This is a genomic window from Chitinophaga pinensis DSM 2588, assembly GCF_000024005.1.
In the GTDB taxonomy this organism is placed as follows: domain Bacteria; phylum Bacteroidota; class Bacteroidia; order Chitinophagales; family Chitinophagaceae; genus Chitinophaga; species Chitinophaga pinensis.
Genome location: NC_013132.1, coordinates 5,431,889 through 5,446,817, shown reverse-complemented (window position 1 = coordinate 5,446,817; position 14,929 = coordinate 5,431,889). Strand labels below are relative to the sequence as shown.

Genomic DNA, 14,929 nt, shown 5'->3' with positions numbered 1-14,929 from the left:
CCGGGTATGAAGATAGACCTTCAGTTTAATAGCATCAGCGAGTTTCACCATTTCGCCAACCTGCCTCAACCGGAACATCCACTGGTAAGTCTGATTGATTACAGCCAGGTGCAATATCCGGTGGAATATGATGAGATCAGATTAGTCCAGCACTATTATTCCATTGGACTGAAAAGACATGTCGGAAGAAAGTTTAATTATGGACAGGAGGCTTATGACTTCGAAGCAGGTATACTGGCGCTGGTAGCGCCGCAACAGGTGGTGCAGCTTGAAATCGATCACCAGGCAGCCGCTGATCCCTCCGGATGGTTGCTGCTGGTTCACCCTGACTTTCTCTGGAATACGCCTTTGGCCACCAAAATAAAGAAGTATGAGTTCTTCGGATATGCGGTAAATGAGGCATTATTCCTCTCAGAGAAAGAAGAAATCACAATGGTCGAGGTGTTCAGGAATATCCAGCGCGAGTACCAGGCGAATATTGACAGATTTAGCCAGAATATCATCATTACGCAAATTGAACTATTACTGAATTATACGGAGCGCTACTACGAGCGGCAGTTTATTACACGGCGTATTTCCAGTCACCAGGTATTATCGAAACTGGAAGAGCTGTTACATACCTGTTTTGAGTCGGGCAACCTGATTCATAAAGGGATACCCAGCGTACAGGAAATAGCCGACGCACTGCATCTGACACCCAATTACCTGAGTAGTCTGTTGAAAGTGCTGACGGGCAGAAGTACACAACAGCATATTCACGATAAACTGATAGAGAAGGCGAAGGAAATGCTTTCGTCTACACAGTTATCCATCAGCGAAATTGCGTATGAGCTGGGATTTGAGCAACCAGCCTCGTTTAACAAATTGTTTAAATCAAAGGCACAGGTATCACCTTCCGTATTCCGGTCGAAATTTAATTAAAGTCAGGAAGGACAGTTATGCGCCATAACTGTCCTCCTTTATCTCTACTACCATTTCCTTAATCCGAGCAGTTTTTCTCCCAGTTCGCTTAATTGTGCGATAGGATGCTGTTTCTCTCTATGTAAAGGATCACCCGGGAAAGCATATCCCTCTGGTACCATCTTTTCCTGCCAGGAGCGGATCCGCCATTGTCTCATTTCCTCATTATCCTGCTCTGCCGGCATCATCGAAATATATTGTGCAATACGTACCTTATCCTTGCTGTTATTGACACGGATGCCATGTGGCTGTAAACTGTTAAATATCAGCAGATCACCTGCCTCCATCTTCACCTTGGTAGGCGTAAAACCTGTGGTGTCAGGTTTGAAATGATTACGGTCTTCCGGCTGGGTCAGTTTCCAGGTATCGTAAGTCCGGAATAGTTCCGGTATACATTGAAAACCGCCCATATTTTCGTCCGTCTGATCTGCCAATGCCAATACACCCTGTACATTCTGGGGCCTGGTTTCCGGGTCGTAATCCCAGTGAATGAATCCCTTGTATTCATGGCCCGGACGAATAGGGAAATTCAGGTTAGCCCTGTCGATCGTCACCCATAATTCCTCCATCCCCCATATATCCGCAAAAGCCTGATGTACCTTGGGAAACTGCCGGTTATCCCAGAGATACTGGTGATTATATATCTCCACCATACCGGTGTTATTGAGTTCCGTCATTTTCATAGGCAGTGTGGGTTTATACCAGGTTTTCGGGTCTTTAGGGTCTTTGTTTTCATATGTCCAGAGGAAATCTGCCAGTATCTGCACCTGTTCTTTGGGGACCGCCTGTTTTATAACGATATACCCATTTGTTATCCAGAATTGCCAATCCTCTTCGCTTAATACCCTTAGGGGTTCTCCGTTTGCACGGGTATTGAGTTGATGCCTGCTGCTGGTCGCGACGGAAGGATTACCGGGAATCTCTTTATGGGCTTTATTTTCACCCGCGACACTGGTTAATACATTTTCCATATAACGTGTGTTTTTGTTTTAAAGTGATGATTCAAAATTGACGATAATCCCCGGTTCTCCATTTCTCCCCAATGACCAGTAATTGCGCTGTATTGACTATTTTTGTAAAATTCAATGCTATGGCAGACCAAAATGGAGCAATATGAAGATCAAGCTGGAGGAAATTATGATTGCGCCCGGTCGTTCTTTTAAGCTGTTCTCCCCCAGCTTACGACATCACTTTTACTGGCATTTTCACCCGGAAATAGAACTGGTCTATGTAGAGGCATTGAGCGGGATCCGGCATGTCGGACAGCATATTTCCAGTTATGTGACCAGTGACCTCGTATTGATCGGACCAAACGTACCACATCTCAATTTTGACTACGGATTGGAGGTGGATTACAAACAGATCGTTTTACAACTGAAACCCGATTTTCTGCCCTCCCTGGTAACTCCTACAGCGGAATTTGCGGCCATTGCCACACTCATGGAACAATCCTATAAAGGACTTTCTTTTCATGGCCGGACGAAAGAAGCCGTCGTGACCAGATTGCGTGATTTACAGGAAAAAGATGCTTTTAGTTCGCTGTTAGGGGTATTGGATATCTTTCAGATACTTGCACATTCCGGAGAAGTAGAAGTCCTTAACCCCGATGATACGACCGTTAAATGGCTGTTGAATGATAAGGTGCGTATGGGGACTATCTACGATTATGTCAGCGAAAACTACGATAAGGATCCGGATGTCAATGTGGTGGCGGAAAAAGTCCATCTGAGTACGGCTGCTTTCTGCCGCTATTTCAAGCGGCAAACGAATATGACTTTCACCGACTTTTTAAATCAGTACCGTATCAGTCAGGCAAAAAACCTCTTGTTACAGGGGAAAAGCGCAGCGGAAGTTTGTTATGAAGTAGGGTTTGAAAGTACTTCTTATTTTAATAAACTGTTCAAGACATTGGTCGGACAAACACCCGCCTTGTTTAAAAGAATGCATCAGCATCAGTAGGTTTATCGAAGATCAACAGCGGGACAGTATTGCCGGTATTATTGATAACAGAAAGATTCGATGAAAGCACCATTCCTGTTATCAGGAACAGTGCTTTCACAGCATCTTATTGACAGATTTCTAAAGCCTTATTCAATATTTCATCTTCTCCACGAATCGCCCCTGTCAGCGTCTTATCAACGATCACATCGATTTTAACACCCAGGTGCTGATTAGGCGTATGGTCCGGATAATATTCTGCAAAACCGGAATAAAAACTCATATAGTCACCTGGTAAAGGAATCGTAACGGCCATACCATTGGCGCCCGCGGTAGTCCGTCCGATGGTCGTAGCATTCGTCACCCCTGGATGGCGATCGGATTCCATTCCCCCTGACTTTGATTCCCTTCATCTACCAACAGATAGTACTTTTTGTTTTTCAGATAGGGATTCGCGTTGGGTTCGATCACCGCGTAATCAGTCAAAGTTTGCATTTTAAGCAGATCAGGGCTGGTCACATATGGGAACAAGTCATAAGCAACGGTGTCCGTCTTTTTCGCAATGTAGGCGGCAAAATTGGTACCGATCCTGGCATCTTTCGGATACCCATGTGCATCAATGATAATCTTTTCGCAATTCTTCAGCAATTTGCTGATGCTGTCCAGGTCTTTTGAGTAAAGCCTGTTCAGTCGCAGGTAACCGATATTACCCGTTAATACTTTGCAATAAGGCGGATTGGTAATGGTGCTAGCAGCCTGACGAGGTATCTGTCCCCATAGATTATAGTAGGTATTCCGGTCGATCCTTTTCAGTGTGATCTGCCGCTGTTTATTATTCCTGCGCACACGTACCATGGCGGTACTACCAATACTGCCCGCTGTAAACCAGGTAGCGTATAGTTCTCTGTTAAAACCAGATTCGTTGGAGGCTACCAGCAGCGGTTTCCATTTTCTGACTGTACAGGACTTACATCAGTTTTAGAGAAGAAGATAAAGGACTCTATCAGGCAGGCAAGCTGCGGGTGCTGGACATCGATAAGGGCTGCATTCATGACGGCACGGTTGGTATGGTCAAATTTGTTGGTTTTGGTAGCAGCGGTTGGCTGTTATCTGACAGATGTAGCGTTTTAGGGGAAGTTTTCAAATAGACAAAGAAAAACCGGATTTTTCCCCTCTCTCCATATTGTTGTCAGATAGTTTCAAATCTTAGATTTGACATAAAGATTACGTAGGTATGAAAAAATATTACATTTTAATTTCACTTTGTTTACTGCTTTCATGTAAAAATAAGTCTGAATCTGACTTTGCAAAATATTTGGAGTTGAAAAAGATGGCAGTCACCTCGAATATCAGGAAAGATACCACTTTTCTTCAGTTCAGATTTGGTATGTCACCAACAGATTTAAATAACAGGATTCGGGAACTGGAAAGAGATAGTACTTTATACTATGACCGGGTCAACGAAATGTATTGCTATGATATCTATACTGGACGTAAAAATATGGATCGTGTGTATTGTTATTTTATTCCGCAGTTTTATAATAATGAACTTTATTCTATTGTTTTACAGGCAAGGCAGGATAATGATAATCTGGCCAACCACTCAGGAATAGCCATATCACTTATGAAGTTGGCAATAGGCGATAAATATGGACTTAGATCTGTATCGTATAAGCTGACGGAAGGCATGGAAGAAACTTTCATATGGTTTCAGCATAATATAGAAATAAGCATACGTTACCATGTAGAAGGACCAATTATTGAGTATAAAGATTTGTTAAGAGAAAAGCTGAAAGAGGATCAAGAGACGAAAGAGGAGGATCAGGCTTCCAGCAAAACTCAAAAAGAACTTTAAAGAGGCGTTTGGGCCAGTTGGTAATTATATCGAACCGACATTTCTTTTTTCGATGATGTAAAAGAGTCCAATTTCTCATGTTGCCTTACAGTTTAAAAAACATATAATGACAAACGAACGAAGAAAAATAATAGCATTCATTGCCGCCAGGTTATTGACCGACAAAAAATCAGGATCTGTCTATGATTTTCAAACATCAAAATTCACATTTGTTAGTGGGGAGATTAATGATAAGAAAGTAAATGTATATGATCATGATAGGCATTGTTACTTGTCGGGAACATCTTCAGGAAAACAGTTTTCGCTCTACGATTTTGGAGACAATAATTATACAAATCTGGAGTTGAAAAGTAAGCAAAAATTTGAAGGGTACGATTTTGGAACAAATAGTTACTTCAGTGGAACTGTAAATAAAAGCATGATAAGTTTTTATGATTTTCAAACCACCGCATTCTATGACTATTCAATTTAGAATATAAATAAATGTAAAGGAGGATGACAGCCAAGTGAATTATTGATTCAATATTATTAAGAGAGAATTGCAAATTGATCGCCTATACTAGCCCCATAATTGCGTAAAACCCGCATCCCTGATTCCGCTAATTTTGAAGAAAAAATTATCGCTATGGCAAAAACAAAAAATCCGCTGTTCACTGGGTATAAGCTGTCCAGTGGCGCATCCGACAAGCAATTTGTCGTTAAAAAACGCAGGGGTACTGCGATCATCAGCAAATATCCCGATATGAGCAACGTGGTACCTTCAGATTTGCAGAAAACCGAACGGTCCAGGTTTGCGGCAGCAATAAAATATGCAAAAAGTATTGTGCATGATCCTGTGCTGAAGGCTAACTACAAACGCCATCCCGGCAGCACGGTGTATCATAGTGCGATCAAAGATTACCTGGGATGCTGATCAAAAATCCTCTTTACTAACCGCTTATGTTTGTACATTTTAATCTTATCAGTATTGTGTCTGATGTTTATTGGCTGTTTGTTATCCTTCGTTGATCCTTCGTTCGCTGAACGAAAGATGAATGATGCAAAACAAACCACCAATAAACACCAGTACATTTTTCCGCTGTTTTCCCCGATTCCCGTACACACGTTTTTGCGTCCTATGCACATGTTTTTGCGTCCTGTGCACATCAGCAGATTTCGTTAGCATAATTGAATTATTATTGTGTCAGCAATCATCATCAACAGGGCTGCGCCTGAAAGAGGAGAGAAGCGCCTGCTGTTTTACCTGGTGATCATGACTGTGCCGAAACATTATTGTTAACCACAAAAACCATATCATATGTTAGAGATACATGATAAACTCAATTTTCCTACCTTCACGGCCATTTTTATAATTCATTATGCCTGTATCTGACTTTCAGCATATCCCGGAAAATGAACTCTGGCAACTTGTCAGAGAAGGCAACGTGTCCGCTTATGGTGAGTTATATGAACGTCATTGGGAAGCCCTTTTTGAAACCGCTTACTGGCATCTGTACGATAAAGCAGCCGCGAAGGATATCGTGCAGGAGGTATTTGTGTATTGCTGGCAAAAAAGGGCGCAGATAGAGATCAATGAATCCGTTGTGGCTTATTTCCGGGCGGCGGTCCGCTTTAAGGTATTGAATTATCTGAAGGCGGAGAGTGCCAGGGAGAAGTATCAGCAACTGGCTGGTCAGTCTATACCTGTTATTACGCATACGACCAGTGAGTATATGGCCGAAGCAGATTTACAGGCCAGTTATCACCGTGAACTGACCCGTCTGCCTGATAAGATGCGGGAGGTGTTTATAGATAGCCGCGATCACGGTTTGTCTATAGAGGAGATAGCCGAAAAAAGGGCTATTTCTACACAAACTGTTAAAAATCAATTGTCTAATGCCTTGAAGAAACTCAGAAAGGCCCTCGGCAATTTTTATATGGAATAATTTTTTTTTCCCTGCATAGTACTTTCCCATTTCGAGCATTGTCTATTAAACGTTGACTGTATGAAACAACCTGAACAGCATATCATTAACTCCTTGTTAGAAAAGCATTCTCTTGGTATCCTTACACCGGAAGAAAGAGTATTGCTTGAAAATTGGTATGCTGATTTCCCACAACAGGGGGAAGTATGGGTCGACGCCACAGAGAAAACAGCCATGAAAGATGCGCTGAAAGCGGAGATATTTGACACGATTGCCACTGTACAGGTACATGCGATAAAACCGCCTGTGCGTCGTATCTGGTGGCAGGCTGCGGCAGTCATTGCTGCCCTCGCCGTTATATCTTTGTTATATAGCAGGAGAGAACCGGTGTATGAGGTTGTGACGGCTGCCGCGGGTAAAGGCATCGTCAGACTGCAATTGCCGGATCAATCCGAAATGTGGCTGGAACCCGGTACTGTTGTGCGTTACCCAAAGGATTTCGGTAAACGTAACCGCGAGCTGGAGCTAAAGGATGGAATGGCTTTTTTCTCCGTGGAGGAACAAACGGAGCATCCTTTTATCGTAAAGATGCCAGGTGGTGTACAGGCAAAAGTGCTTGGAACCGGCTTTACCGTAAAGAAATATGCACAGTCAGCAGATGTAATGGTAATGGTTAGTTCCGGCGCCGTACAAGTGACTGATAGTAGTGGCGTATTAGGCATATGCAAAAGCGGACAGCAAATACTTTACCGGCTGACGGACCATACCGCTACCCGCTCGGAAGAGATCGTAGAGGACTGGCGCAATGGTAATCTGTCAATCCGTGACGCTTCCTTTCTGGAAATAGCCCGTATCCTGGAAAACCGTTATGGATTACAGCTGACGTTTAATCCGGCTAATGTGGCGTCTTACCGCTTTACGCTCCGTATCAACAAGCAAGACACAGCTGCAGACGTGTTGGAGATGTTGAAAGATATCAGCGGACTTACATACACGCTCAGCGGAAATAAGGTGATCATACAGTAATACCTGATACATATTGTTTAATACAAACCGGCTGCAAAGGCGGCAGGGAAGCCTATGTTCCTACAAAAAGAAACTATGCGTCATTTTATAACTGTTTATTTATTACTCGCCTGGTTGACTGTCAATGCACAGAATGCCAGTGAAAAACTCAGTATCAATATTCCGGCAGGCTCTCTGGAAGCAACCCTGAAACTGCTGGAACAGAAAAGCAGAACACCGATATCCTACGAACTTACACGTGTAAGAGGGATACAGGTCAAAGCGCACCTTTACATAGATACGCCGCTCGGAAAAATTCTGGGGGATATTCTGAAAGGTACACCGCTGGACTATAAACAGAAAGGTGGTAATATCCTGATTATCGCACGCCCGGCCAGTGTGAATACGCTGAGCGGCTTTGTGGAAGATGCGGTAAGCGGGGAAAAACTGATCGGCGTTTCAATCGTAACGACGCAGTTGCAGGGTGGTACGACGACCAACAACTATGGTTTTTATAGTCTTACCGTACCCGGCGATTCATTACGCCTTCAGATATCCTATATCGGTTATAGCCGCCTCGATACCATCATCAGTATGGTGGATAATCCGCGTATTAACTTCAGGTTGCGCACCGGCAGCAGACAACTGGAAGCCATCACCGTAAACGGAACGCATACAAGAAGGATACAGGAATCCTCACAAATGAGCAGTATCAATCTGCCCGCTGCCCAGGTACGTTCGCTGCCTCGCCTGTTGGGAGAACCCGACCTGCTGAAGGCATTGCAGCTGATGCCCGGTGTAAAACAGGGAACGGAAGGATCCAGTGCCTTGTTGATCCGGGGAGGAACGCCCGACCAGAACCTGATATTGCTGGATGGAGCGCCCTTATATCATCCGATGCACCTGCTGGGTATATTCTCGACATTCAATACCAGTGTGCTCAAAGATGTGACCTTGTATAAAGGCGCATTTCCGGCACGGTATGGCGGTCGACTGTCATCAGTGGTCGATATCTCCACCAAAGACGGCAATATGTACAAACACCACGGAGAGTTTTCCGTTGGATTGTTGTCTACCCAGTTAACACTGGAAGGACCACTGAAAAAAGGTAAAACATCTTACGTGTTATCAGGACGCCGGTCTTACCCCGACCTGATTGCCAGTCCGTTTGTAAAAAGCTCAGAGGAGGATCTGCAGAAATTCAGTCTTTTTTTCTATGACCTGAATGCAAAGATCCATCATCAGTTCTCAGAAAAGGATAAGCTCTACCTGAGCTTTTACATGGGAAAAGATAAACTCCGGATCCGCGACCGCTACTCGGATGATAGCGAAGGACCGACAGATAACTATGACTTATCAGATCTGAATATTCAATGGGGAAACATCACCGGCACCCTGCGATGGACGCATATCGTTTCTCCAAAGCTCTTTACCAATACAATGCTGATCGGCAGCAGCTATAAATTCAGTACGGGTATTCATACCGAAGATAAATACGATGCGGATGCCAGCAGTAATACACTGAAGCTGAATTCAGGCATCCGCGATTATGGTGTAAAAACAGATATAGACTATCGACCCATGCCAGCCCATGCCATCAAGATGGGAGCGTCCTATATGCATCGCAGGTTTACACCGGGTATCATTCGTATGAAACAGACCGAAGGAGATGACACAATACTGGATTCGGTAAATAATAACCGTAATATCCCGGCATCGGAAATGGATCTGTATGCGGAGGATGACTGGGAAATCACATCTCGGCTGAAATTAAATGCAGGCTTACACTGGAGTGGCTTCAGCGTACAGGATCACTTTTATCATTCCCTGCAACCGCGTGTTAGTATGCGCTTCCTGTTGCCCGGAGACTGGGGATTAAAAGCGTCTTATACGCACATGACGCAATACATTCACTTGTTGGCCAACAATTCCATTTCGTTGCCTACAGATCTCTGGGTGCCAGCAACAAGAAAAGTTGCACCACAGCAGGCAGACCAGTTTGCGTTAGGACTCGCACGTAACCTGTTCCGCAACAGGTACGAATTTTCTGCTGAGGTGTATTACAAAAAAATGAGGGAGGTGGCAGAGTATAAAGATGGTGCGGAATATCTTACAACCAGCAAGGGAGATACCTGGCAGGATCAGATTGCTTCCGGCACCGGCAGATCTTACGGACTAGAGGTATTGCTGCAGAAAAAAACAGGTCGGCTGACCGGCTGGCTCGGATATACCTGGGCGATCTCAGATCGTAATATTCCAGGTGTCAATTATGGTCATACGTTCTATTATAAATATGACCGCCGCCACGATTTCCACCTGGTCACCATTTACAAGCTCAGAAAGAACATAGAGCTGTCGGGTAGCTGGACCTATCAGTCTGCGTCTCCTTTCACGGTGCCGGTAGCCCGTTATGAAGGGACGATCGGTCCTGTAACACCGAATGATCCGAACAATTGGTCGCCGACTGTAGACTATATCAACAACCGGAATAATGTAAGGATCACCGCCTATCATCGTCTGGATCTTGGCGTCAACTTTATCAAAGAGAAGAAGAATGGAAATGTGCGGACCTGGAATATCAGTGTATTGAATGCGTATAACAGGATGAATCCATTCTTTTATTACGTAAAAGATTATTCGGATAATAAAGCGAAAGTCAATCTTAATGGCCTCGTTTTATTACCACTCACACCTAGCTTTTCTTATAGTTTAAAATTCTAAGTATGCGGATAAAAGTATTGTTGCTGTTGTTATTGGTATCCACGATCAGCGCCTGTGAAAAGTCTTTTAATATCCCTATTCCGGAAGAAGCTAACAGACCGGTCCTAAACCTTTTGATGAATAAAGACAGTGTGATGATTGCCAGGGTCAGCTTGTCTGTCCGTCTGAATGAGTACGGACCTAAAGAGGTGAAAGATGCTGTCGTTAAATTGTATGAAGACGGCAATTATAAAGAAACCCTGACGACTTATACTGAGTCCGGGCGGACTTATTACAGGGGCAATACCCTGGCAAAAGCGGGCGCAACATACCGTGTTTCAGCCGATGTTGCGGGATATGAAGAGATTTCCGGCAGTGATAAGATCCCTGATACCGTGGCAATCGAAGGAATAAAGATGTCCGTAACCAGGATTGATGCCTGGCGAAACAGGGCGGCTGTCACCGTACAGTTACATGACGATCCGGCAATACAAAACTATTATCGTATAAGAATGTACCAGTTGCTTAGAGTACCTAATGGCGCAGGTGATACCATAAGTTTGAAATTGCCGCAATATTTTGAATCAGGGGATGCGACTGTGCCCATATTAGACGACGACACACATCCGGAATTCTTTACTACAGATGCATTATTCAATGGCCGTAATCCGGTATTTGTCTTCAGAGCAGATGTTTTTGAGAATTTCAATACTATGATCGTGGAAATAAGTTCGCTGACCTATCATAGCTATAACTATCTGAACAGCATTTCTCTGGCAGAGGAGAAAGATGAAGACGGGCTATCGGAGAAGGTGATCGTGTATAATAATATCATAAAAGGATTTGGTATTGTTGGCGGTGTCGCGCAGCGGCAATATGAGTTGCGGAAGTGATGGTACGAAAATGATAGTATGAGAATGATACTACGGGATAGTATGGAAGTGATATTCCGGGAATGATGAAAAGATGATGATGATAGAAGATGATGGCAGGTGTCGACGGTGGCTTATTCGTTCGCCTGTAGATCCTCCCTGTAGCCCAGCGGATCAAGCATGACGCCATCTCTGAATGTAACGTTAAAAACAGGGGCGGGAATCAGGTCATAGTAGAAGATCATATCAATATATCCGCCAGGTAACAGCCGGATGTCAGCCAGATGACTGATGTGTTCATCATGTTGTTCCCGGGTTTCAATGATAGGATACGTTTCGTAGATATCGGGCAACTGGGGTTTGAGATGGGTGGTAAAGATGGCGTAAACACCGTCCTGCAATTGCCGGATATGCGCGTCTATATTGCTGAGGAAGTGCGTATAAGTCGCTGCAAATTCATCCAGCAGGCAATAATCTTCGCCCAGAATAGGCGCTATGGGTTTATAGTATTCATCCGGATGCGCCTTGATATAATTAGGTGTATGTGAGATATCATGATGACCCAGATATACTGAATGCGTTTTCTCTCCGAAGAAAGCATGACTGAATCCAACAGGTGAGGAGTAGCCATTGCCTCTGCTGTCAAAGATCTTACCCCAGAAAGGGTGTATGATGTCCGGAAGTGTTTTCATCTGGTGGATTGAAGATATAATGCATCAAAAATAAGTAAATCCTGAAGTCGATGCAATAGTTGTATGGACAGATTATCAGCGGGGCAGTATGGAAACTATTTTGCGCAATACAAAAGCTGTAGAGATAGATCGTTATCTGTATCGATAAGATCATTGTCTATGCCAGATAGTAATACTATAAGTAAACTGTAAGCCATACAACGGTTACAGGAACAAATCAGCATTTGTTAATAATAAGCATAAGGTAGAAAAACTATTATTCAATGTGTCCGCTTCCGGACATGACAATGCCGAAAGCGGGCATTTTTATTCGATTGCTGTGTTGTAAGTGTTTAATAATGAACGGTTTGTTGTTTTTGTATCGTTTTTGTTACATATATATCCAATAATTCCGTCCAGTTATGCTGAAGAACTATCTCAAAACCGCTTTCCGCAGTCTTTGGCGCAACAAGCGCTATGCATTACTTAACATTACCGGTCTTACGTTGGGTATCACCGTTTGTCTTGTGATCTATGTGATCATTCAATACGAGCAGAGTTTTGATACGTTTCATACAAAGAAAGACCGGATCTATAGGGTGCTGACAGTATCACCAGGGGAAAATGGCAATACCAATTATACACAGGCTGTACCATTTCCCATACCCACTGTGCTGCCCAATGACTTTGCAGAATTTGAGAAGGTGACTGGTATTGTACAAATGGGTAAAAGACTGGTCACACTGGAAGACAGTAAAGGCAATATTCAACATAAGTTCAAACCACTGGTATATTTCTTACAGCCTTCGTTCTTTGACATATTTGATTATAAATGGTTGGCCGGCAACAAGGCCACCGCGTTAAATGATCCCAGTGCAACCGTTTTGTCACGGTCTACTGCGGAGAAGTATTTCGGCGACTGGCATAAGGCTATGGGAAAGGTTATCCGGCTTGACCAGCAGTTTAATCTGACAGTCACAGGTATACTGGATGATCCTCCTGAAAACACAGAGTTTCAGTTTGATATGGTGGCAACTTATGCCATGATGAAAATAAATGAGATAAAGGATTGGGTAACGATAGACGATATTCATAGTTGTTATGTATTGCTGCGCCCGGGACAGGATGTGGCAAAGATTGACCGGCACCTGATTGCTTTTTCGAAGAAATATAAAGACCCGAAAAACACGGCTACACACATGTTACAGCCTTTGGCTGGCGTGCATACAGATAAACGTACGGGAAACTATATCGGTCGCGTGGTACCACCGGAACGCATCAGGATGTTGTGGATGATTGCCGCATTTATCCTGCTGATTGCCTGTGTGAACTTCATCAATCTGGCTACCGCACAAGCGGTAAATCGTGCACGTGAGATTGGGGTCCGCAAGGTACTCGGCAGTAACCGCTGGCAGCTGCAAACACAGTTTCTGTCTGAAACCGCCATACTGGTGCTGCTTTCTTTGCAGCTGGCAATGATATTAGCGTTATGTCTGTTACCGTTCATCAGCAGTGTCATGAGTCTGCCCCTGGGAGCAGGTATGCTGACAAGCGGGAATGTATATCTGTTGCTGTTCGCTATCTTCCTGGTCGTTACTTTGCTGGCAGGTTTCTATCCTTCTATTGTAGTAGCTGCTTTTAATCCGATTAATGCACTAAAGAGCAGGATCGCCGCCGGCAGAAAGTCAGGAGGTATTTCTTTGCGCCGGGGACTGGTGGTTTTCCAGTTTATTATTACACAGGCGCTGATCATCGGTACACTCATCATCTTGCAACAAATGAATTACTTTCACAGTCAATCCATGGGTTTTACCCGGGAGGCCATTGTGAATGTACCTTTCCGTAATGACAGTGCGGGCAATGCCAAGATTTCGTATCTCCGGGGTCAGCTGGAACATATCAGAGGCATACAGGAGGTAAGCTTTTCGGATGCAGCGCCTTCCAGTGATGGTAACTGGTGGACCGGCTTTAAATTTGATCATCAGACGGAAGATGTCAAATTTGCTTCGGTGACACGTTGGGTAGATTATAACTTTCTGAACACCTATGATATTAAACTCGTAGCAGGCCGCAACCTCACCCGCACCGATTCCGTACGTGAGTTCCTGGTGAACGAAACCCTGGTACAAAAACTGGGGCTGAAACCAGCGGATGTGCTCAATAAAAACATGGATGTATGGGATGGAAGGATTAAAGGACCTATTGTAGGCGTAGTCAGGGACTTTACTGCCGGTACGCTGAAAGAAGCCATGGCGCCTGTATTTATGAGCAACATCAAACGGCGTTTCAGCAATGCAGGTATCCGGCTGGCAGCAGGCGCCGATGCGCAGGCTTCCATGAAAGCGATCGAAAAACTCTGGAATGACAACTTTCCCGAACAGATCTTCGAATATCAGTTCCTGGATCAGAAGGTGGCAGAATATTACAGGGAAGAGCGCCAGCTGGCACATTTGTATGAGATCTTTGCAGGTATCGCCATCTTTCTCAGTTGCCTGGGATTATATGGTCTGGCTTCATTCATGGCAGTACAACGTATAAAGGAAGTTGGTGTGCGCAAAGTATTGGGCGCCACTCCTGCACATATCGTATACCTTTTCTCAAGGGAGTTTATGCTGTTGATAGGTATCGCCTTTGTAATTGCAGCTCCGCTGGTATGGTACTTTATGCATAACTGGCTCAATAATTTTGTGAACCGGGTAGATATTAACTGGAGCGTGTTTGTAGCCGGAGGTATGACGGCGCTGCTGATAGCTTTGATTACAGTGAGTTCGCAAGCTATACGGGCGGCGATGATGGACCCGGTGAATAGTTTGAAAGCAGAGTGATAAGTATTTTACATGTCTATCCGCCAGCCAGGGGGGATAGGCATGTAATCAGTCTCTTTTCAGGAATCAGGTGTTGTTTTGAAGAATGGTATTCATGTGATTTCGGGAGAGAGCATATGGTGTTCCCGATATATCGGTACCTGATATCTTTGGTAGTTATCTATATTGTTGAATAATAATAAATTAAGGTGTGGTATAC

General features: G+C 44.1%; 14 protein-coding genes. 10 read left to right on the top strand and 4 right to left on the bottom strand.

Translation table 11 applies throughout. The features are described 5' to 3' along the window. Positions 1-6 precede the first annotated feature (6 nt). Positions 7-921: a helix-turn-helix domain-containing protein gene (locus CPIN_RS21745; RefSeq protein WP_012791994.1), complete on the top strand. Its 915-nt coding sequence runs from the start codon at positions 7-9 to the stop codon at positions 919-921. Between the two features lie 47 nt (positions 922-968). Here the strand turns inward: CPIN_RS21745 and CPIN_RS21740 are convergent, their stop codons facing one another. After that, positions 969-1,931, bottom strand: coding sequence for a phytanoyl-CoA dioxygenase family protein (locus tag CPIN_RS21740; RefSeq protein WP_012791993.1), 963 nt, complete (start codon positions 1,929-1,931; stop codon positions 969-971). 142 nt (positions 1,932-2,073) lie between these two features. On the opposite strand from CPIN_RS21740, the gene CPIN_RS21735 reads away from it, so the two are divergent. Then, positions 2,074-2,919, top strand: coding sequence for an AraC family transcriptional regulator (locus CPIN_RS21735; protein WP_012791992.1), 846 nt, complete (start codon positions 2,074-2,076; stop codon positions 2,917-2,919). A gap of 106 nt (positions 2,920-3,025) precedes the next feature. Here the strand turns inward: CPIN_RS21735 and CPIN_RS21730 are convergent, their stop codons facing one another. Further along, positions 3,026-3,286, bottom strand: a complete 261-nt coding sequence (locus tag CPIN_RS21730) for a S41 family peptidase (protein ID WP_044219392.1) — start codon at positions 3,284-3,286, stop codon at positions 3,026-3,028. After that, a complete protein-coding gene (locus CPIN_RS21725) occupies positions 3,259-3,753 on the bottom strand; it encodes a hypothetical protein (RefSeq protein WP_044219388.1) in 495 nt (164 codons plus the stop codon). Before CPIN_RS21725 ends, CPIN_RS21730 begins: the two co-directional genes overlap by 28 nt. 379 nt (positions 3,754-4,132) lie before the next feature. Between CPIN_RS21725 and CPIN_RS21720 the strand changes: the two genes are divergently transcribed. The 7 genes from CPIN_RS21720 to CPIN_RS21690 all read left to right on the top strand — a co-directional run bounded on the left by CPIN_RS21720 (position 4,133) and on the right by CPIN_RS21690 (position 11,255). After that, positions 4,133-4,753, top strand: coding sequence for a hypothetical protein (locus CPIN_RS21720; RefSeq protein ID WP_012791991.1), 621 nt, complete (start codon positions 4,133-4,135; stop codon positions 4,751-4,753). Between the two features lie 106 nt (positions 4,754-4,859). Next, positions 4,860-5,225 (top strand): hypothetical protein, encoded by a 366-nt coding sequence (locus CPIN_RS21715; protein ID WP_012791990.1) that lies wholly within the window; start codon positions 4,860-4,862, stop codon positions 5,223-5,225. 153 nt (positions 5,226-5,378) lie between these two features. Next, on the top strand, positions 5,379-5,666 hold the full coding sequence (locus CPIN_RS21710) for a hypothetical protein (RefSeq protein ID WP_012791989.1): 288 nt from the start codon (positions 5,379-5,381) through the stop codon (positions 5,664-5,666). A gap of 445 nt (positions 5,667-6,111) precedes the next feature. Then, positions 6,112-6,678: an RNA polymerase sigma factor gene (locus CPIN_RS21705; protein ID WP_012791988.1), complete on the top strand. Its 567-nt coding sequence runs from the start codon at positions 6,112-6,114 to the stop codon at positions 6,676-6,678. 60 nt (positions 6,679-6,738) lie between these two features. Next, the gene (locus CPIN_RS21700) at positions 6,739-7,683 is read left to right on the top strand and encodes a FecR family protein (RefSeq protein ID WP_012791987.1); all 945 of its coding nucleotides are present in this window, start codon (positions 6,739-6,741) and stop codon (positions 7,681-7,683) included. Between the two features lie 75 nt (positions 7,684-7,758). Beyond that, positions 7,759-10,383: a TonB-dependent receptor gene (locus tag CPIN_RS21695; protein WP_012791986.1), complete on the top strand. Its 2,625-nt coding sequence runs from the start codon at positions 7,759-7,761 to the stop codon at positions 10,381-10,383. Positions 10,384-10,385: 2 nt separating this feature from the next. Then, the gene (locus CPIN_RS21690; RefSeq protein ID WP_012791985.1) at positions 10,386-11,255 is read left to right on the top strand and encodes a DUF4249 domain-containing protein; all 870 of its coding nucleotides are present in this window, start codon (positions 10,386-10,388) and stop codon (positions 11,253-11,255) included. A gap of 113 nt (positions 11,256-11,368) precedes the next feature. Here the strand turns inward: CPIN_RS21690 and CPIN_RS21685 are convergent, their stop codons facing one another. Then, entirely contained in the window at positions 11,369-11,926 is a 558-nt protein-coding gene (locus CPIN_RS21685) for a hypothetical protein (protein WP_012791984.1), read from the bottom strand. Between the two features lie 401 nt (positions 11,927-12,327). Here CPIN_RS21685 and CPIN_RS21680 point away from each other — a divergent pair, with 401 nt between their 5' ends. Beyond that, the gene (locus CPIN_RS21680) at positions 12,328-14,730 is read left to right on the top strand and encodes an ABC transporter permease (protein WP_012791983.1); all 2,403 of its coding nucleotides are present in this window, start codon (positions 12,328-12,330) and stop codon (positions 14,728-14,730) included. Positions 14,731-14,929: the final 199 nt, after the last annotated feature.

Bases quoted from the DNA above. Each gene is read 5' to 3' on its own strand.
- CPIN_RS21745 (WP_012791994.1), top strand. From the start codon at position 7: ATGAAGATAGACCTTCAGTTTAATAGCATCAGCGAGTTTCACCATTTC.
- CPIN_RS21740 (WP_012791993.1), bottom strand. From the start codon at position 1,931: ATGGAAAATGTATTAACCAGTGTCGCGGGTGAAAATAAAGCCCATAAA.
- CPIN_RS21735 (WP_012791992.1), top strand. From the start codon at position 2,074: ATGAAGATCAAGCTGGAGGAAATTATGATTGCGCCCGGTCGTTCTTTT.
- CPIN_RS21730 (WP_044219392.1), bottom strand. From the start codon at position 3,286: ATGGAATCCGATCGCCATCCAGGGGTGACGAATGCTACGACCATCGGA.
- CPIN_RS21725 (WP_044219388.1), bottom strand. From the start codon at position 3,753: ATGGTACGTGTGCGCAGGAATAATAAACAGCGGCAGATCACACTGAAA.
- CPIN_RS21720 (WP_012791991.1), top strand. From the start codon at position 4,133: ATGAAAAAATATTACATTTTAATTTCACTTTGTTTACTGCTTTCATGT.
- CPIN_RS21715 (WP_012791990.1), top strand. From the start codon at position 4,860: ATGACAAACGAACGAAGAAAAATAATAGCATTCATTGCCGCCAGGTTA.
- CPIN_RS21710 (WP_012791989.1), top strand. From the start codon at position 5,379: ATGGCAAAAACAAAAAATCCGCTGTTCACTGGGTATAAGCTGTCCAGT.
- CPIN_RS21705 (WP_012791988.1), top strand. From the start codon at position 6,112: ATGCCTGTATCTGACTTTCAGCATATCCCGGAAAATGAACTCTGGCAA.
- CPIN_RS21700 (WP_012791987.1), top strand. From the start codon at position 6,739: ATGAAACAACCTGAACAGCATATCATTAACTCCTTGTTAGAAAAGCAT.
- CPIN_RS21695 (WP_012791986.1), top strand. From the start codon at position 7,759: ATGCGTCATTTTATAACTGTTTATTTATTACTCGCCTGGTTGACTGTC.
- CPIN_RS21690 (WP_012791985.1), top strand. From the start codon at position 10,386: ATGCGGATAAAAGTATTGTTGCTGTTGTTATTGGTATCCACGATCAGC.
- CPIN_RS21685 (WP_012791984.1), bottom strand. From the start codon at position 11,926: ATGAAAACACTTCCGGACATCATACACCCTTTCTGGGGTAAGATCTTT.
- CPIN_RS21680 (WP_012791983.1), top strand. From the start codon at position 12,328: ATGCTGAAGAACTATCTCAAAACCGCTTTCCGCAGTCTTTGGCGCAAC.